This is a genomic window from Gordonia liuliyuniae (genome assembly GCF_021739025.1).
GTDB classification, from domain to species: domain Bacteria; phylum Actinomycetota; class Actinomycetes; order Mycobacteriales; family Mycobacteriaceae; genus Gordonia; species Gordonia liuliyuniae.
This window is the reverse complement of sequence record NZ_JAKKOT010000003.1, coordinates 566190-581900: the sequence shown is the minus strand read 5'-3', so window position 1 is coordinate 581900 and position 15711 is coordinate 566190. Positions and strand designations below refer to the sequence as shown.

General features: G+C 65.3%; 23 protein-coding genes and 1 tRNA gene. 5 read left to right on the top strand and 19 right to left on the bottom strand.

Annotated elements, in window-relative coordinates; genetic code table 11:
- Positions 1 to 69: 69 nt before the first annotated feature.
- The 16 genes from L5G28_RS07540 to L5G28_RS07465 form a co-directional block, all read right to left on the bottom strand.
- Positions 70 to 408 carry a hypothetical protein gene (locus L5G28_RS07540; RefSeq protein WP_237000969.1) on the bottom strand — a complete coding sequence of 113 codons (339 nt, stop codon included), beginning with the start codon at positions 406 to 408 and terminating at the stop codon, positions 70 to 72.
- Entirely contained in the window at positions 405 to 839 is a 435-nt protein-coding gene (locus tag L5G28_RS07535) for a hypothetical protein (protein ID WP_237000968.1), read from the bottom strand. The genes L5G28_RS07540 and L5G28_RS07535 overlap by 4 nt, the downstream gene beginning before the upstream one ends.
- A 569-nt stretch (positions 840 to 1408) precedes the next feature.
- On the bottom strand, positions 1409 to 1591 hold the full coding sequence (locus L5G28_RS07530) for a zinc finger domain-containing protein (protein WP_237000967.1): 183 nt from the start codon (positions 1589 to 1591) through the stop codon (positions 1409 to 1411).
- A 154-nt stretch (positions 1592 to 1745) separates the two neighbouring features.
- Entirely contained in the window at positions 1746 to 2183 is a 438-nt protein-coding gene (locus L5G28_RS07525) for a hypothetical protein (protein WP_237000966.1), read from the bottom strand.
- On the bottom strand, positions 2180 to 2704 hold the full coding sequence (locus L5G28_RS07520) for an NUMOD4 domain-containing protein (protein WP_237000965.1): 525 nt from the start codon (positions 2702 to 2704) through the stop codon (positions 2180 to 2182). The genes L5G28_RS07525 and L5G28_RS07520 overlap by 4 nt, the downstream gene beginning before the upstream one ends.
- The gene (locus L5G28_RS07515) at positions 2697 to 2840 is read right to left on the bottom strand and encodes a hypothetical protein (protein WP_237000964.1); all 144 of its coding nucleotides are present in this window, start codon (positions 2838 to 2840) and stop codon (positions 2697 to 2699) included. Before L5G28_RS07515 ends, L5G28_RS07520 begins: the two co-directional genes overlap by 8 nt.
- Before the next feature lie 3 nt (positions 2841 to 2843).
- On the bottom strand, positions 2844 to 3839 hold the full coding sequence (recT, locus tag L5G28_RS07510; protein WP_237000963.1) for a recombination protein RecT: 996 nt from the start codon (positions 3837 to 3839) through the stop codon (positions 2844 to 2846).
- 3 nt (positions 3840 to 3842) lie between these two features.
- Positions 3843 to 4259, bottom strand: a complete 417-nt coding sequence (locus tag L5G28_RS19415; protein ID WP_237000962.1) for a helix-turn-helix domain-containing protein — start codon at positions 4257 to 4259, stop codon at positions 3843 to 3845.
- Positions 4256 to 5317 carry a YqaJ viral recombinase family nuclease gene (locus tag L5G28_RS19410; protein WP_237000961.1) on the bottom strand — a complete coding sequence of 354 codons (1062 nt, stop codon included), beginning with the start codon at positions 5315 to 5317 and terminating at the stop codon, positions 4256 to 4258. Before L5G28_RS19410 ends, L5G28_RS19415 begins: the two co-directional genes overlap by 4 nt.
- Positions 5314 to 5673: a DUF7432 family protein gene (locus tag L5G28_RS07495; RefSeq protein WP_237000960.1), complete on the bottom strand. Its 360-nt coding sequence runs from the start codon at positions 5671 to 5673 to the stop codon at positions 5314 to 5316. Before L5G28_RS07495 ends, L5G28_RS19410 begins: the two co-directional genes overlap by 4 nt.
- Before the next feature lie 126 nt (positions 5674 to 5799).
- The gene (locus tag L5G28_RS07490) at positions 5800 to 6000 is read right to left on the bottom strand and encodes a hypothetical protein (protein ID WP_237000959.1); all 201 of its coding nucleotides are present in this window, start codon (positions 5998 to 6000) and stop codon (positions 5800 to 5802) included.
- Complete coding sequence (locus L5G28_RS07485) at positions 5997 to 6221, bottom strand: helix-turn-helix transcriptional regulator (RefSeq protein WP_237000958.1); 225 nt, start codon at positions 6219 to 6221, stop codon at positions 5997 to 5999. The genes L5G28_RS07490 and L5G28_RS07485 overlap by 4 nt, the downstream gene beginning before the upstream one ends.
- Positions 6218 to 6634 (bottom strand): hypothetical protein, encoded by a 417-nt coding sequence (locus L5G28_RS07480; protein ID WP_237000957.1) that lies wholly within the window; start codon positions 6632 to 6634, stop codon positions 6218 to 6220. The genes L5G28_RS07485 and L5G28_RS07480 overlap by 4 nt, the downstream gene beginning before the upstream one ends.
- Positions 6631 to 6915, bottom strand: a complete 285-nt coding sequence (locus L5G28_RS07475; protein ID WP_237000956.1) for a hypothetical protein — start codon at positions 6913 to 6915, stop codon at positions 6631 to 6633. The genes L5G28_RS07480 and L5G28_RS07475 overlap by 4 nt, the downstream gene beginning before the upstream one ends.
- A gap of 29 nt (positions 6916 to 6944) precedes the next feature.
- On the bottom strand, positions 6945 to 7802 hold the full coding sequence (locus tag L5G28_RS07470; protein WP_237000955.1) for a phage antirepressor KilAC domain-containing protein: 858 nt from the start codon (positions 7800 to 7802) through the stop codon (positions 6945 to 6947).
- Positions 7799 to 8071, bottom strand: a complete 273-nt coding sequence (locus L5G28_RS07465; RefSeq protein WP_237000954.1) for a helix-turn-helix domain-containing protein — start codon at positions 8069 to 8071, stop codon at positions 7799 to 7801. The genes L5G28_RS07470 and L5G28_RS07465 overlap by 4 nt, the downstream gene beginning before the upstream one ends.
- Before the next feature lie 188 nt (positions 8072 to 8259).
- Between L5G28_RS07465 and L5G28_RS07460 the strand changes: the two genes are divergently transcribed.
- From L5G28_RS07460 to L5G28_RS07445, 4 genes are all read left to right on the top strand, one after another.
- Positions 8260 to 9036 carry a hypothetical protein gene (locus tag L5G28_RS07460; RefSeq protein ID WP_237000953.1) on the top strand — a complete coding sequence of 259 codons (777 nt, stop codon included), beginning with the start codon at positions 8260 to 8262 and terminating at the stop codon, positions 9034 to 9036.
- Between the two features lie 88 nt (positions 9037 to 9124).
- Positions 9125 to 9574: a hypothetical protein gene (locus tag L5G28_RS07455; protein WP_237000952.1), complete on the top strand. Its 450-nt coding sequence runs from the start codon at positions 9125 to 9127 to the stop codon at positions 9572 to 9574.
- A 40-nt stretch (positions 9575 to 9614) separates the two neighbouring features.
- Positions 9615 to 10046 carry an ImmA/IrrE family metallo-endopeptidase gene (locus L5G28_RS07450; protein WP_237000951.1) on the top strand — a complete coding sequence of 144 codons (432 nt, stop codon included), beginning with the start codon at positions 9615 to 9617 and terminating at the stop codon, positions 10044 to 10046.
- Positions 10046 to 11239, top strand: coding sequence for a tyrosine-type recombinase/integrase (locus tag L5G28_RS07445; protein WP_237000950.1), 1194 nt, complete (start codon positions 10046 to 10048; stop codon positions 11237 to 11239). Before L5G28_RS07450 ends, L5G28_RS07445 begins: the two co-directional genes overlap by 1 nt.
- A 79-nt stretch (positions 11240 to 11318) precedes the next feature.
- On the opposite strand, the gene L5G28_RS07440 is transcribed toward L5G28_RS07445, so the two are convergent.
- Positions 11319 to 11391, bottom strand: a tRNA-Ala gene (locus L5G28_RS07440).
- Positions 11392 to 11587: 196 nt separating this feature from the next.
- Here L5G28_RS07440 and L5G28_RS07435 point away from each other — a divergent pair.
- On the top strand, positions 11588 to 13243 hold the full coding sequence (locus L5G28_RS07435) for an FMN-binding glutamate synthase family protein (protein ID WP_237000949.1): 1656 nt from the start codon (positions 11588 to 11590) through the stop codon (positions 13241 to 13243).
- Between the two features lie 4 nt (positions 13244 to 13247).
- On the opposite strand, the gene L5G28_RS07430 is transcribed toward L5G28_RS07435, so the two are convergent.
- Positions 13248 to 13973: a DsbA family protein gene (locus L5G28_RS07430; protein ID WP_308191955.1), complete on the bottom strand. Its 726-nt coding sequence runs from the start codon at positions 13971 to 13973 to the stop codon at positions 13248 to 13250.
- A gap of 32 nt (positions 13974 to 14005) precedes the next feature.
- Positions 14006 to 15646: a phosphoglucomutase (alpha-D-glucose-1,6-bisphosphate-dependent) gene (pgm, locus tag L5G28_RS07425; RefSeq protein ID WP_237000948.1), complete on the bottom strand. Its 1641-nt coding sequence runs from the start codon at positions 15644 to 15646 to the stop codon at positions 14006 to 14008.
- Between the last annotated feature and the right edge of the window lie 65 nt (positions 15647 to 15711).

The window sequence follows — 15711 nt, the reverse complement described above, 5'->3', positions numbered from 1 at the left end:
GTACCGGGTGTACCGGAGGGGCGGTGTTCGTCGCTCTCTGTTGTAGCCAGGGGGCAATGCGACCGCGTCCTAGTCGGGCTGGCGGTTCTTCATTCGCTGTTTGAGTTGTTTCATGAACTCGGCGCGGGTTTCGTCACTGGCGGGCTTCTTCTCGATCGCGAGGACGTCGTCGGCGTGTGCGGGCTGTCGGCGGGCGAGTTTGATCCGGTCGGTGATGTGTCCGGGCATGAGCCATTTCGTTGACTCGGCGTAGTGGGCGTGGATGGCGTCGAGGGCTTCGGGGTAGGTCCAGCCGATGCGGCGTGCCGCTTCGTGCCAGGCGGCGATGTCGCCTTTGCCGACGGTGCGGCGGTCGTAGGCGGCGATGACGGTCAGCAGGTCGACGGTCTGGTCGTGGTCGATGCTCATTCGAGTTCCCTTCTCGGCTGGGTGGGTGTCGCGGTTTTGAGGGCTTGGATCGCTGCCATGCGGTCGTCGGTTGTGGAGGGGCGGCGGCTGGCTGCGGGGGCGGTGCGTGCTCGTGCTGCGTCGGCGACGAGGTTCGGGAGGAGGCGTGGCCCGGCTCCGGGGCGGCGCGCCCACTCGGCGAGTCCGGCCTCGACGTCAGCGCGGTCGATGCCGCGTTCGCGGCCGAGGCGGTCGACCTGTTCGGCGAGTTGCCGCTTGACCGCTCGGGGGATGCCTTGGCCGATGTGGAGCCGGACGAGGGTCTTGGCGGAGTCGGTGGGTTCGGGGGTGCGTGTGGGGCGGGCGGCGGTCTCGACGAACTCGGGTGTCCAGTCCGGGACGGGGACGAGCGTCGGGGGTTCGTCGTCGCGTTCGGGTTCGGGCGGGATCATCGTGCCGTCGGCGAATCGGGTGCTCGGTTGCGGCTGCTCGCCGTCGCCTCGCGTTACGGAACTAGCAGCAGCAGCGTTAGGAGGTAAGTAGTTACGGGTCGGGTCGGGTCGGGCAACCGCGCGCGCGTGGGCACTGTTACTAACAGCGTTACGCCCGTCGCCTGTAACGCTGTTACTACCCCGCCCAGTAACACCGTTACCTTCTGGCTTGCTCGCCCTATTTTCCGCGGCCCGCGCCTTCTCCTCACGCTTACGTTTACGGTGCTCAGCTACCCTTTTACGGGTCTCAGCGCGGTCCGCTTCGACGTCGACCTTGGAGGGTTGCCGCTCGGACCATTCGTGGAACGAATAGCCGTCGGGATGCTCGTGCCAGAGCTGAGCGTTTAGAAGGCAAGTGATCTGCGATTTGGTACCCATCTGGCGTGCGATTCGTCGCGGGATCACACCGTCAGTGAGGTTCATTCCGCACCACGAACCGGCCCGGACCCATAGACCCATCGCCGCGTTTCCGGCCTCCAACGTCTTCTTGTGGAAGGCGAGATTGTCGTCGACTTTGAACCAAGTCATGGTTAGATCGTGTCCTCGATTCGGGGTAGGTGGGCGGCCTTGTCGGAGAGTTTCGCTCCGGTGGGGCCGTGGCAGGTGGTGCCGGGGGCGGCCCCGCACTCGCGGCAGAGAACGGTCTCTGCCGCGAGGCGGGTAGCCAGCCAGTCGAACCGTTTCCGGGTCGGCTTGGGCCCGGGCTTGCTCATCGGGTGTTCGCCTCCGCCAGACCCCCGACAGGTCTGCGGCCCGTCATGACGCACAGATTCCCGGCGGTGTCGTAATGCGCCCACACGGTTTTCCGTGCCTGCACGAGCTGCAGGCAGACCGGGCAGACGGTTATGTCGGGGGCGGCGGAGACGGTCACGGCTGTACGACCTTGAACGGGTTGTCGTTCGGGCGTCCGTCGTCGGTGTCGTCGGCGGCCTCGGGGTCGAGTCCGTCCTTCTGTGCCGGGTCGAACGGCGGCGGCGTGTAGTCGCCATAGGTGCCGCCGTCGCGGTCCTCGACGTCATCGATCGACGTCTGGTTCGGGTCCTGCCCGTCGGCGCGGGCGACGAACTTCGGCGGTGCGGAGTCGACGACCCGGAACTGCAGAATCTCGCGGGGGCCTTCGTTCGTGCGGTCGGAGACGACGGCCTTCAGCTCGACGCGGACGTTCATCGAGAACGTGTCACCGATGTGCAGGTGCGGGTCTCCCGACGGGAAACTGAACTGGTCGATTCCCCCACCGCTGTACTTGTGGAGGTAGAGGCCTTCGCTCGTCCCGCCCTCGCCGTTGAACTTCGTAACCTTGCTCATACTGATTCCCTTTCCATTTTCCGGCGGCGCGCATTGCCCGCTCGGCTTGACTCGTTCTTGCAGGCGCGGCAACCACGGCCGCGCCCCGGACGGACGATCGTGTTCGCCTCGTCGTACGGGTGCCCCTGCTTGCAGTGGGTCTTCCGTGCGTGGTGGTGATTGCCGTGCCGGACCTTGTCGAACTGGTTCGCCGATGGGGTATCCCAGCGGAGGTTCCCGACGGTGTTGTTCGCGGGGTCTCCGTCGGCGTGGCAGGCGTGCATCCCGTCCGGCCGCGGACGAACGAACGCTTCGAGCACGAGACTGTGCACCGTCCGCATGGTGATCGCGCCGTCACGCCAGAGTCCGACTCCGCGGTGCCCCTGCGTGCCGTGCGGTCCGTCGCTCCGCGTCCTGGACTTGTAGGTGCGGGTCGTTCCGTCGGAGAACTCAACGGTCCGCTCGACGCTGCGAACGTGCCCCTGGTCACTGACTTCGTAGTAGCCTTCCCACCCGACGACGGGCCTCCACTCCTCAGCCATTGGCGGGCTTGGTGGGTCGGTGGGTGGTGGCGCGGCCGCGGGCGCACCGCTTACAGCGGGGCGAGTGGTTGCTGTCGCCGCGGCACGCTTTCCGCTGCCCGATCAGGCGGGCGACCTGCAGGTGGGTGATGGTCATGGGTTACTGCTCCTTCTTCTTGTTGGCGAGGGCGGTGAGGGTGCCCTGCAGTTCTTCGTCGGACAGTTCGCCGACGCCCGCGATCTGGTCGCCGAACTGTTTGGAGAGGAAGTCGGCGACGTCGGTGATTCCGGCCTCGTCCATCCCTGCGAGCACCGCGGCCTCCAACGAGTCGCGGTCGACGGGGGCCGCGGCGGGCGGTTCGGTGACGTCCTCGGACTGGCCTTCGATGTAGTCGGGCTGGGCGTCGACTCCGGCCGGGGTGTAGTCGACGCGGACCGCGCCGTCGTGGGTCATGGCGCGCACAACCTCCGGCGACTTCGGCAGCATCTTCGCGAGCTGCCGGACCATCGTCTTCTTCCCCATCTCGACGAACTGGGTGACCCACGGCCCGACGACGGTGCCGTCCTTCTTCTTCGCCATTGCGTACTTGTCGCGGTGCTGCTCCATGTCGGCGCGGCTCATCACGTCGGTCATGGCGTAGCCGCCGCCCTTCATGCGGGCGATCGCGTAGAACGCGACGACGTCGCCGCGCGGCCCGGTCATCGGGGGCCGGTGGATGAGCTGATCTTCGGCGAGTCCGTACTCGTACATGAACTCGTCGTTCTCGTGGACGGTGCGGGCGGCGACCATGTTGACGCTGTCGCTGCGGTACACCAGCTCGACGAGGCCCTGGTAGCCCATGATGAGTTGCGCTTCGCGGCGGCGGGTCTTCCCGTTCCACAGCGGGAGGAGGTACGCCTGCCCCAGCACGCCGGGGCGGAGGCCGAGTTGCGCGCACGTCATGAGTGCACCGAGGACGGTCGACGGTTCGCACTCGGTGAGTTGCGGTGTCTGCCGGAGGCACGTCTGCGCGTCGCGGATGAGTTGCGCGGCTTCGGTGCCCTTCGGCATGGCGAGCTGGAACGCCCGCTCCATATCTCCGATCTGTGCCGCGATGGGCTTCGGCCCGTTCTGTGCGGGGGCGCTCATGGCGCGCTGTTTCAAGTCCTGAGCCATTGGTCAGTGTCCTTTCGTTACGTACTGCTCGAACATGGTGGCGACGGTGATGAGGTCTCCGGCGCTGTCCGCGTACGGCTCTGCGATGCGCAGCAGCTCGACGCGGAGTGCCGTCGGGTCGACGGCGGTATCGGGGGCCGCGGGCGGGGCGGCCGAGGTGTCGAGTTCGATGAACTCGTCGAAGTCGCTGCCGGGGGCCGCGGCGGGTGCCGGGGCGATACCGGGTAGTTCCTCGACGGTGATGCCGAGTGTCTTCGCGAGCGGCAGCAGTTCGTCGAACCGGATGCCGCGGCCGCCCAACTCGATGCGTGAGAGGGTCGCCTGGCTCCACGGCAGCCCGTAGCCGCGGGCGAGTTCGGCGAACTCCGCTTGCTTCATGCCGAGGGCGTGACGTCGCCCCTTGATCCATTCGCCGTTCACGCGCTCTTGCCTTTCGGGATGCGGACCGACACGGCTTGGAACCGGCGGTACAGGTCGGGGTCTTCGTTCTTCAGTGCGGCGGTGTCGACGGTCTCGATCTTGTGCATGAACAACGGGGCGAGGTCTGGCTCCTCGTCGACGAACCGCTTGGCCGCGAACCCTCCGCGCTGCAGGCGGAACAGCACATGCGTTATGTCGCCGGTCTCCTCGACGACTTCGGTGTGGCCGTGCGCGAGCTGGGCGAGGTTGTTGCGGGCCTCCTTCTTGGCTTCGTCGGCGGCCTTCGCGTCGGCGGTGGCGGCCGCGTACTTGTCGAGCCAGCGACGAACCTCGTGTGCCTGCTCCCCCGCGACGACGAGCGTCTTACTGTCCGGCCGTCCGGCGGAGGCGAGGATCGTGTTCACGCTGTCGCGCCACACAACCGGCGGCAGAGTCCCGTCGACGACGTGCGCCCACAGTGCCGCCTCCTCCGCGATCAGGTAGTCGATCAACTCCTGGTCGCGGTCGACGCGGCGGGTCACGATGCGCGACCCGCCGATCATCCCGGCGACGTACCCGTACGGCGCCCCGGAGACGCCGAGCTGGTGCTGCACCTGCAGTTCGGCGCGGTCGGGCACCTGGTCGTCGGCCCACTGCTCGGCGAGGAACTGCGAGGTGTTCTTCACCTCCAACGGGATCGGCCCGTCGTCGGGGACCAGAAGGACGGCGTCGAGCGATGCCCGGAACCAGTCGTGGGTGCGGGACTGCAGACCGCCGATGGTGCGGACCTCGAAGCCAAGGCGGCGGGCGGCAGTGTCACGGATGATGGGTTCGAGAATGTGCCCTAGCTCCATCGCCTCGTTCACCGCGGCGGACAACGGCACCTGGCCGGTCTTGTCGAGCCACACCGAATACGCGGTCGAGTACTTGTCGAGACCGAGCACGGCGGCGGCGTCGGATGCGCCGATACCCTCGCGGCGCTGCAGCAGCCAACTCGTTTCGTCTTCCGGGGTCGGGAGGAGACGAGCGTGCATCTCGTACGGATTCCAGCCGGTCGACGGCTTGAACGACGCGGTCACGCGCTGTACTCCATATCGGCCGGGGCGCTGATGCCTTCGGCGCGGAGGTACGCCGCCCACACGTATTGGCTGGACGGCGCGATACCGCCGTCGATCCACTTCTCGTAGGCTTCGCGCCCGGTGTCCCATGCGCGCTGCTCAGAGCGGAGGAACCCGTCGAGTTCGCTATCGGTGCGGTCCGCGGTGACGCGGTTGCGCTTGACGGTGATGCCGGGGACGCCGTGGAGGGTGTCGAGGAACGCGCCGTATGCGGCGACGGCTCCGGGCACACCGGCGACGAGGTCGAGGTCGACGGACGCTACTTCGACGGATTCGGTCTGGTAGCTCGGGAGGTCGGAGTGGTTCTCGGGTCGCATGTGCTTCTCCTTCGAGTGGATAAGTAGCGGTTGTTCCGCTACCTGGTTTGAACTGGGTAAGGCAGGGGGTCGGTAGAATCGTGGGTGCTCACTTCTTCGAGCACCGGAGTCGGGTCGTAGGGCTGGTTACCCGTCGGGACGTTCAGCGCGTCCCCGACCCGGCTTCATCAATTCAGCGAGTTCCGCGACCTGTGTCGCACTCGGCCCTGCGTGCGTGATACCGGCCGCCCGCTCCCGTGCGCGGCGCGCTTCGACGCGAGCGAGCAGCGCCCTGGCCGCGGGGCTCATACGGCGGCGAGTGCCAGCTTCAGTCAGGTTCGTCGTCATGCGTTCTTCTCCTCAAGTTCGGCGAGCCACGCGTTGATCGCCGAGGATCGCCAGCGGAGCGATTGGCCGACCTTCACCGCTGGCGGGAGCACACCGGTGTCGCGCAGGTAGTAGATGGATTTCCGGGTTTTCTGCAGGACCGTAGCGAGGTCGTCGACAGTCAAAAGCTGCTCGACGGCTTCGACTGGTCCGGGATGAAGTTCGACGACGTTGCTGCTCATGACTCGTCCTCGAAGTCGGAGAAGTCCTTACCCCATCCCTCCACGGCGATGCCAGCCATCGCGTTCGTGAGCCCAGCCCGTTCGATGATCGAACCAATGAGCAGGTCCATTCCGCGGAAGACGTTCGCGAACATGATTCCCGCGAGTTCGGGAGACTGGGCGAGCTTGAGAACCAAGGTGATCCATTCTTCGACGGAGTCCTCGTCGTGGCAGATCGCGAGGTACTCAGTGCCGAGCTTCGCGGCAACGATCTGCATGTGGCCGAAGTCCGGCACCGTGATGAACCCGGCGGGCATCCCGTCGAGGTCATGCCCCATCAGCGCCTTCTCGTGCGGGTCGAGTGGATGATCGGCGAGGTATTCCTCGCGGGCTGCAGCGATACGCAGTCGTGCAGCGATCAGGTTGTTGGTCATGGTGCCTCCGTGTCGGGCCAGATGATGGGGTTGGATCGTTCGATAACGGCAGTCGCGCCGTACGATTCGAGGAGGTCAGCACGATTTTTCGCGGTGCTGCGCGAGTGGTAGACTTTCCGGGTTGTCGGCCAGACAAACTCGCGGGTACCGACCAGTTCGACGTAGTTGCCCTCCGGTCGCCATCCCGGTGGAGCCCAGCCCTCGACGGGAATCAGATACGTCTCTTCGAAACCGTCATCGCTGTGACTCACAACCTCGTGCGACCCCTCGGGGAAGCTCATGACTCGAACTCGGTACAGGCGGAGCGGGCTCACTTGGTGACCGCCTGCGGTGCGAGGGTTCCGTACTGATCGACGTGAGCGATCACCCACTTCCATGCGATGTCCTGCCCCTTCGGGTACAGGTAGGTTGTGGCGGTGGCGTGCCCGTTCTTGACGTCCTTCTTCGTCCACGCCCACCCGGCCTTGACCGCGTGCGACGTCGCATGGTCACGATCGGAGCGTTCACCACCGATCGTCATCCCCTTGCGGCGCAGCAGCTCGTACACGTGGTCCTGAAGGACGTTGATGCCCTGTTTGGTTCCCCATGCCTGAACCTCGCGGGCGAAGGCCTGCCGGTGGATGGCCGAATCAGACGCTGTGTGCGCATCAGACTTGGCGATCTTCGGGGCGTCGACGACGACTTTCCGCTCCAACTGGAAGATCCGGGTCTCGCGCTGTTCGAGGACCTTCTGTGATTCGATAAGCGCGGCGGCAATCAGTTCCGGACCCTGCAACGCGGGCACGGCATGCCGGGTCTCGGCTTCACGGGTACGGATCGCGAAGTACGCCTGAGCCTCCGCGATACGGGGCATGTTCGGGTCGCCGTTCATGACCGTCAGGTAGGCCGCGAAACGGGTCAGCTCGAAGTCCTCAGCGGGACGTCCTCCGTCTTGTCCTGAGTTCTTCACCGATCGGCGAAAAACCTCATCGGGTTCGATGCCCTGGTTGCGCGCCGACGCCATCGCCCGCGTCAAGGGGTTCTTGAACTTCTCCCACGCGCTGTACTCCGTGACTCGCCGCAGGTCGCGCGCCGACCAGAACTCGGTGCCGTCGGGGTGCGTCTGCTTGATCGCGTCGAACGGCGACAGGTCAGCATCGGATAGGTCGAGCATCAGGTCCGTGCTCATGCGATCTCCTCCACGGGTCGGCCGGTGGTGATCGCTGCGAGCGGAACACCTAGGGTGTCCGCGATTCGCCGGGCCATTTCGGGCGTGCATCGCTTTCGGCCCGCTTCGATGTTCGACAGGTGCGAATGAGTCGTTTCGATCGCTTCCGCGAACTTCCCCAATCGCCACCCGTATGCCTCTCGTAGCGAAGTGATCACCGCGCCTATGTGTTTCATTTCGTCTCCGGCCACGCTCGGAGACGCATTCACATGAATGACTTCCGTTTCCATGCCACCAAGCTAGGAAACTTACTGGAACTTGTCAACACCCAGTGCCGTTTATATTCCACTTCTATTCATACTCGCAGGTCGCCGACCCTGCTTACGCTGGCCGCTGCTGCCTACGCACCCCAGTAGACGGGCCGAATAAACGGGAACTCTTCTTGAATGTTTCCGGACGTTTCTGCATGATGAGAGGCATGGAACCAGAAACAGACCTGGAACGACTTGGGCGACTCGTTGTCGCTCGACGCCGAGTCCGCGGCTGGCCAACCAGAGAAGAGTTCTCCTCGAACGTGGACTTGAGCTACCGAGTGCTGACAGACTTGGAGAACGGCAAACGCCGCCTTGGTGCTAAGGCATACTCGGCAATCGAGACTGCCCTCCACTGGACTCCGGGGAGCGTCGATGCAGTGCTGGAAGGTCGAGACCCTCAGCCAATCGACACCGGCGGGCAGTCGTCGCGCTTGCTCGCTGTACTACGCGCGAGGGACAAGCCTCCCAGTGAGCAAACCCCAGAGGAGCGGGCTGCGATATGGAAGACCGCCACCCGCGCGGAGGCGACTCGACGCGCTGAGGAGTTCAGCCAACGCGTGAGTAGATACCTCCAGTTGGTCGACCTAGCAGATGAAGCAGTCGACATGCTCTCAACCGGAGACCTTGAGTTGCTTGAGGGCACGCTGGAAGGAATGTCCTCCGAAGTCCGGAAACTCGCCGAGTCCGATGTGGGTGCGGACGCACTGCGCGTTGAGAGTGAGCACCGACAGCGAATGAGGGCTCTGGTGTTGGCGCACCGTGCAGGCGACGACGCCAGGATCGAATCGATCCTGAATGACGCTCGACCAGACGACGCCACACAACCCGGTCAGATGCTGTACGCCGCGCGACGGTTTGAAACCCCTTCACCGGGGGAGACTCTTCACGACCGCCTCGAAGGGATGGGGGAAGAATCACAGGTCGGACCGGACGACGACTAGTTCGATCGACCGACAAGTACCTCAGATGTGTCGGCGGTGACCGCTATTGTCCGCTTCACGTCCACAACACCAAATGAGAAGAGACACAATGCGATCCATCCCAGCCGTAGCCGTCATCGCCGTCGCGCTCGCCCTGACAGCCTGCGGAAGCGACGACAGCGATACCAGTCCGAGCGCTCCCCCATCGACGTCGACATCGGTTGCCGAGAGTTCTGCCGCCCCGAATAGTGAGACAGCGCTACGCGCACGGCTCGCCGACTTCTACAAGACAGTGCCGCAAGGCCACGACTGGGACAAAGCGTTCGACTACCAGTCCCCACGCTGCCAGCAACAGACGACCCGCGGAGCCCTCGCGACGATGATCGAAGAGGCCTACGGCGCTAACTCCGGTCGCGACTTCTCCGGTGATCCGACCTACCTGATCACGATGAACGGCGATACAGCCACGGTCGTCTCAAAGTCCTACGACAACAAGGGGACGATGGCCCCTCAGACGTGGACCTTCATTAACGGGAAGTGGAACCTCGACAACTGCTGACAGCACCGCTCATGGGTGCAGGAACGAAAGAAGCAACCGCATGATGTATCACCCGTGGCGGGACGCCCGCGATCGGCTACCCGACGTCGACATCGTGTTCGTCGACCACCTGCCAGACGGACAGCGCGGACAGATGTACGGAGACCGCATCGAGATAAACGCTCGACTCCTGTCATCGGCGGAGCGGCGCTGCACGCTGGCGCATGAGCTTGTCCACCACGAACGCGGGCCTACACCCTCCGACAGCATCCTCCTCGCGCGCGAAGAAGCTCTCGTCGAACGCACAGCGGCGCGCCGACTCATCGCACTCGACCAACTGATCGATGCTCTTCGCTGGACACGACACGCACCAGAGGTCGCCGACGAACTGTGGGTCGATGTCCCGATGCTCACAGCATTTGTGGAATCACTCAGCCCTGACGAACTCGCTGTCATTGCGACCGCACTCGATGATGACGCCGAGGTCGCGTGATGAGTGGGAAGGAGCGCGCTGAACGCGCCGACGATTCGATCCGCAAGCAGCCGAACGGACGTTGGCTCGCACGGCCGACACTCGGGATCGACCCGGTCACCGGGAAACAAGTCCGACCCGCGAAGCGCTTCGATCGAAAACAGGAAGCACGCGACTGGGTCCACGCCGAACGGCAGAAGTGGGCGGAGAAGTCGTGGGCCGCACGCAGCGAGCGCACGTTCTCCGACGCCGCCGATCACTGGCTGACCGTCCGCGACGCCGACGACAGTACCCGCGCGAACACGGTGCGCGCCGACCGTGAATCGCTCGCGTACGCGCGACGATCGTTCGGCGATGTACCGCTGCAGAGGATCACGCCGGAGCTCCTCGTTGACTGGACTCTCACGATGTCGACGAAGCCACGCCACACGAAGGACGGGAAGCCGATCCCGACGCGTCCTCTCGCGCCCGCGACTAAGCGCCGCGCGATCGTCAGCACGCAATCTGTGTTCGTCCACTGCAAGCGGATGCGGTGGATCAGCCACGACCCGTCTGAGTTCCTCGACGTTCCCGCGCAGAAGGTTGTCGTCGCGCTCGATGACGATGACGTCTGGACACCGACCGAGATGGACGGGTTCCTATCCCGCGTGGCGGGTGATCGTCTCGGTGGCTGCTACGCCCTCACGCTCCTCGGTCTGCGGCGCGAAGAGGTCGGAGGCCTGCAGTGGGGCGACTTCGACCTGACCGCCGCGACGTTGCAGATCGAGCGTGCCCGCGTAGATGTCAACGGGCACGATGTCACCGATGACCCGAAGAACCCGCGTAGCGCCCGCTCGTTGCCGATCCCTGCGCGCGAACTCGCGATTGTGAAGGCGATGCGCCGAACGCATCAGAAGGAGCGCCTGGCGCTAGGTCAGGCGTTCGCGGAGACGGATTTCCTCGTGTGCCGCGAGGACGGGACACCGATGCCCGTCCGTACCTACAGCAACCAGTTTCAGCAGATAACGAAGGAGCTCGGGTTGCGTCCGATCACCCTGCGGAATCTCCGTCACTCGTCGGTGTCGCGGATGCGTGAGGCGGGTGTTCCAGCCGATGTGGTTGCGGCGTGGCACGGCCACAGCGAGCGGATGACGCAGGCGATCTACGGCCGCGTGACGGATGAGCGGTTGAGCGCCGCGGCCGACGTCCTATCGAAAGCCGTAGGCACAAGTTAGGAACACGCGCCCGTTCGGTGCCGATGCCAGAGCATAAAGAAACCCCCTCCGATGCAGGTCGGAGGGGGTTTCTCGTGAGTGGAGCTAAGGGGACTCGAACCCCTGACCCCCACACTGCCAGTGTGGTGCGCTACCAGCTGCGCCATAGCCCCGTATTCGGTTGTACCCGGTCTCCGGGTGCGGTAGCTAACCTACCCCACCGCGTAAACGGCGGCCAAATCCGCTGGTCACTTCCTTCAGGGTTGCCTTATGCAAGACCTGGCCACGAGAACGTCGTAGTCTGGCGGCGAGTGGGACGGTCGGCCCCGGCCCCGTCCGTGATCGACGACAACGGAGGTCCGACTTCTCATGATCCGATGGTTCGCAGTACTCGCTCTCTGGGTCGTTTCGGCCGCGTCGCTGCTCCTCGTCTTCTGGCTCTCTCCCTGGTGGTTGTTTCTGAGCGTCCCCCTGGTGGCGGTGGCCGTCATCGGTGTGTACGACCTGCTGCAGCACCGGCACAACATCTTGCGGAACTACCCGGTACTAGGACATTTCCGATTCCTCCTCGAATCGATCCGGCCAGAAATCCAGCAGTACTTCATCGAACGAAACACCGACGGCACACCGTTCGACCGAAACACACGCAGCACCATCTACGAGCGGGCCAAGGACATCAAGGACGTCGACCCGTTCGGCACTCAACGCGACGTGAACAAGATCGGCTCCGAGTTCGTCCGACATTCCATCGCAGCCAAACCCGCACCCGCGGGTACTCCGCGTGTACGCATCGGCGGCCCGGCATGCACCCAGCCGTACGACATGGCGCTCTACAACGTGTCCGCCATGAGTTTCGGCGCGCTGTCCGCCAACGCGGTCCTCGCCCTCAACGGTGGGGCGGCCCGCGGCGGGTTCGCCCACGACACCGGCGAAGGCGGCCTGAGCCCGTACCACCTGCAGCCGGGCGGCGACCTCATCTGGGAGATCGGTACCGGCTACTTCGGCTGCCGGACCAGCGACGGCCAGTTCGACCCGGAAACGTTCGCCCAGAAGGTGAAGGCGCCGTCCGTCAAATGCGTCTCGATCAAACTGTCCCAGGGAGCCAAGCCCGGCCTCGGCGGCGTGATGCCGGGCCCGAAGGTCACCGCCGAGATCGCGCAGATGCGTGGCGTGCCCGTAGGCAAGACCGTCGTGTCACCGCCGTCGCACAATCGGTTCCACACCCCCGAAGGACTGTGCGAGTTCATCGGGCAACTGCGGGACCTGTCCGACGGCAAACCCGTCGGGTTCAAACTGTGCGTCGGCTCGCGCAGCGAGTTCCTCGGGATCTGCAAAGCGATCAACAAGACCGGGATCGCACCCGACTTCATCATCGTCGACGGCTCCGAAGGCGGCACCGGAGCCGCACCCGTCGAGTTCGAAGACCACGTCGGCATGCCGTTGACGCAAGGCCTAATGACCGTGCACAACGCGCTCGTCGGCACCGGGCTCCGCGGCCAGATCCGGGTCGGCGCATCCGGCAAGGTCACCAACGGCGTCGACATCGTCAAACGCATCATCCAGGGCGCCGACTTCACGCTGGCTGCCCGCGCCATGATGATGGCCGTCGGCTGCATCCAAGCCCAGGCCTGCCACACCAACAAGTGTCCGGTCGGCGTCACCACGCAAGACCCGCGACGGGCACGAGCACTCGACGTCGACGACAAGACCACACGCGTCTACAACCTGCAACGCAACGTCGTCGACAACGCCAAGCAGCTCATCGCGTCGATGGGTCTCGACAGCTTCGGCGATCTCAACGCGTCGATGCTGGTGCGGACTGTCGGACCGAACGAATCGAAGACGTATGTCGAGCTCTACGAGTGGCTCAGCCCGGGACAACTCCTGACCGATCCGCCCGAATCGTGGCGCGAGGACTGGGAATGCTCGCGCAGCGACGCCTTCGTCCTCTCCGCCATGTTCGAGGGCGAACCCGACGGATACACCCCGCCGATCACGACGACTGACGGACCGCTCGCCGTGTGAGTGCTCAGGACTTCGGCGGGTTCGCGATCAGTTCGTCGAGCCAGGCCGGACCGTCCAAGATGCCGTCGACCTGGGTGCCTGCGGAGAGCACGCTCGGCGTGCCGACGTTCCCGTCGTTCGAGTTCGCGAGCTGAGTGCTCGACTCGTCGGCCATCGAACGCGCCTCGTCGACCAGTTCGCCGTCGGCGATGCACTTCTGCGCGGCCGGGCCGGCCCCCGCATCGGCGGCGAGCTTCGCGATCTCCGCGTTCGACGGATCACCGCCTGCATTGGCGAACAACGCCGAATGCAGCTTCCAGAAGGCGTCCCGATCGTCGTTGCGGGCGACGCACAGGATCGCGGCCGCACCCCGCGACGAGAAGTCGCCGGAATCCGACTCGCCGTCCAAGAAGTTCAGCATGTGGTAGCGGACGCGGACCGTACCCTCGGTGACCTTCGCCTGGATCGCCGCGCCAGAGCTCTCTTCGAACTCCTTGCAGTGCGGGCAATGGAAGTCCTCGAACACGTCGATGGTCTCGGGCGCCGTCCGCTCGCCGACGATGAACGCCGCGTTCTCCGCGAGGACCTTGTCGTCGACCGGCGGATACGTCTTGTTCGACTGCCACAGGTATCCGCCGACCACCAGGACGACGACCACCACGACGCCCACGCCGATCAAGATGTACGACGTCATGCTCGACGTCGCCTGCGGTTCGTATTTGGAGTCGGTGCGTTCGCTGCTCTTGGCCACGGAGTCGACTCTAGCCGGGGGGGCGGAAGGACTCAGCGCAGGACGGAGTCGACGAGCGACTGGGCCTGCTCTTGGACGCGGGCGAGGTGGTCGGAGCCGAGGAACGATTCGGCGTAGATCTTGTAGACGTCCTCGGTGCCGGACGGGCGGGCCGCGAACCACGCGTTCTCGGTCGTCACCTTGAGACCGCCGATCGCGCGGCCGTTCCCCGGAGCCTCGGTGAGCACCGCGGTGATCGACTCCCCCGCCAACTCGGTCGCCGACACCTGGCTCGCCGTCAACGCACCCAGCCGCGACTTCTGTTCGCGGTCGGCGGGCGCGTCGATACGCGCATAGGCCGACTCGCCGAACTGTTCGGCGAGCTCGGCATACCGCTCCGACGGGGTCTTGCCCGTCACCGCGAGAATCTCCGACGCGAGCAGATTCATGATGATCCCGTCCTTGTCGGTCGACCACGGCGCACCGCCGAACGTCAGGAACGACGCTCCGGCGCTCTCCTCGCCGCCGAACGCGACCGACCCGTCGAGCAGCCCGTCGACGAAGTACTTGAAGCCGACCGGCACCTCCATCAGGTTGCGGCCGAGCCCGGCCACCACGCGGTCGATCAGCGATGACGACACCAGCGTCTTACCGACGGCGGCGTCGACACTCCAGCCGTCCCGATGCGAGAACAGGTAGTCGACGGCAACCGCCAGATAGTGGTTCGGGTTCATCAAACCCGCATCCCCGGTGACGATGCCGTGACGGTCGGCGTCGGCGTCGTTGCCGGTGGCGATGTCGAACTCGTCGCGGCGGGAGATCAGCGACGCCATCGCGTTCGGCGACGAACAGTCCATCCGGATCTTGCCGTCGGTGTCGAGCGTCATGAACCCGAACGCCGGATCGACCGTCGGATTCACCACCGTCATCGAGTCGAGCCCGTAGAAGTCCTTGATCTCCGACCAGTAGTTCACGGACGCGCCGCCCAGCGGGTCGGCGCCGATCTCGACGCCCGCCGCGCTGATGGCCGCGAGATTCACGACGTCGCCCAACGCGGTCACATACTCGCCGGAGAACGGGTAGTCGATCACCAGGTCGGACGTCCTCGCCTCCTCGAACCGGACACGCTGCACATCGCGCAGTCCGCGTGCGAGGATCTCGTTGGCGCGCTCGGCGATCGGCGTCGTGATCGGGGTGTCGGCTGGGCCGCCGCTCGGCGGGTTGTATTTGAACCCGCCCTCCGCGGGCGGGTTGTGCGACGGCGTCACCACGATCCCGTCGGCCTGTACGCCGGGATTCTCCGCGTTGAACCGCAGGATGGCGCGGCTCACCGCAGGCGTCGGCGTGTAATCGTCGTCGACGGCGGTGAACACGGGAACCCCGTTGCCGACGAGCACTTCGATCGCCGACCGCCACGCCGGTTTAGACAGCAGGTGCGTGTCGAAGCCGATGAACACCGGCCCGGCGATCCCCGCACGTCGACGATGCTCGACGATGGCCTGCGTCATCGCCAGGACGTGTGCCTCGTTGAACGACCCGGCCAGGCTCGCGCCGCGGTGGCCCGACGTCCCGAACACCACCCGCTGCCCCGGATCCTGCACGTCGGGAGTGCGTTCGTAGTACGCGTTCTCGACGGCTGCGACGTCGATCAGGTCGTCGGCGCGGGCGGGGGTTCCAGCTCTCGGGTGCGGCATGCGAACGATTCTGCCACCGGGAGTTGGCTATTGTCGGGGGCGAGGCGATCACCGGATGTGGGGGA

Coding starts and splice junctions, on each gene's coding strand:
- L5G28_RS07465 (WP_237000954.1), bottom strand. CDS start 8,071: ATGGAAACGGAAGTCATTCATGTGAATGCGTCTCCGAGCGTGGCCGGA.
- L5G28_RS07515 (WP_237000964.1), bottom strand. CDS start 2,840: ATGACCATCACCCACCTGCAGGTCGCCCGCCTGATCGGGCAGCGGAAA.
- L5G28_RS07435 (WP_237000949.1), top strand. CDS start 11,588: ATGATCCGATGGTTCGCAGTACTCGCTCTCTGGGTCGTTTCGGCCGCG.
- L5G28_RS07450 (WP_237000951.1), top strand. CDS start 9,615: ATGATGTATCACCCGTGGCGGGACGCCCGCGATCGGCTACCCGACGTC.
- L5G28_RS07525 (WP_237000966.1), bottom strand. CDS start 2,183: ATGAGCAAGGTTACGAAGTTCAACGGCGAGGGCGGGACGAGCGAAGGC.
- L5G28_RS07535 (WP_237000968.1), bottom strand. CDS start 839: ATGATCCCGCCCGAACCCGAACGCGACGACGAACCCCCGACGCTCGTC.
- L5G28_RS07540 (WP_237000969.1), bottom strand. CDS start 408: ATGAGCATCGACCACGACCAGACCGTCGACCTGCTGACCGTCATCGCC.
- L5G28_RS07520 (WP_237000965.1), bottom strand. CDS start 2,704: ATGGCTGAGGAGTGGAGGCCCGTCGTCGGGTGGGAAGGCTACTACGAA.
- L5G28_RS07460 (WP_237000953.1), top strand. CDS start 8,260: ATGGAACCAGAAACAGACCTGGAACGACTTGGGCGACTCGTTGTCGCT.
- L5G28_RS07495 (WP_237000960.1), bottom strand. CDS start 5,673: ATGCGACCCGAGAACCACTCCGACCTCCCGAGCTACCAGACCGAATCC.
- L5G28_RS07490 (WP_237000959.1), bottom strand. CDS start 6,000: ATGACGACGAACCTGACTGAAGCTGGCACTCGCCGCCGTATGAGCCCC.
- L5G28_RS07485 (WP_237000958.1), bottom strand. CDS start 6,221: ATGAGCAGCAACGTCGTCGAACTTCATCCCGGACCAGTCGAAGCCGTC.
- recT (WP_237000963.1), bottom strand. CDS start 3,839: ATGGCTCAGGACTTGAAACAGCGCGCCATGAGCGCCCCCGCACAGAAC.
- L5G28_RS07455 (WP_237000952.1), top strand. CDS start 9,125: ATGCGATCCATCCCAGCCGTAGCCGTCATCGCCGTCGCGCTCGCCCTG.
- pgm (WP_237000948.1), bottom strand. CDS start 15,646: ATGCCGCACCCGAGAGCTGGAACCCCCGCCCGCGCCGACGACCTGATC.
- L5G28_RS07470 (WP_237000955.1), bottom strand. CDS start 7,802: ATGAGCACGGACCTGATGCTCGACCTATCCGATGCTGACCTGTCGCCG.
- L5G28_RS07480 (WP_237000957.1), bottom strand. CDS start 6,634: ATGACCAACAACCTGATCGCTGCACGACTGCGTATCGCTGCAGCCCGC.
- L5G28_RS07445 (WP_237000950.1), top strand. CDS start 10,046: ATGAGTGGGAAGGAGCGCGCTGAACGCGCCGACGATTCGATCCGCAAG.
- L5G28_RS07475 (WP_237000956.1), bottom strand. CDS start 6,915: ATGAGCTTCCCCGAGGGGTCGCACGAGGTTGTGAGTCACAGCGATGAC.
- L5G28_RS07530 (WP_237000967.1), bottom strand. CDS start 1,591: ATGAGCAAGCCCGGGCCCAAGCCGACCCGGAAACGGTTCGACTGGCTG.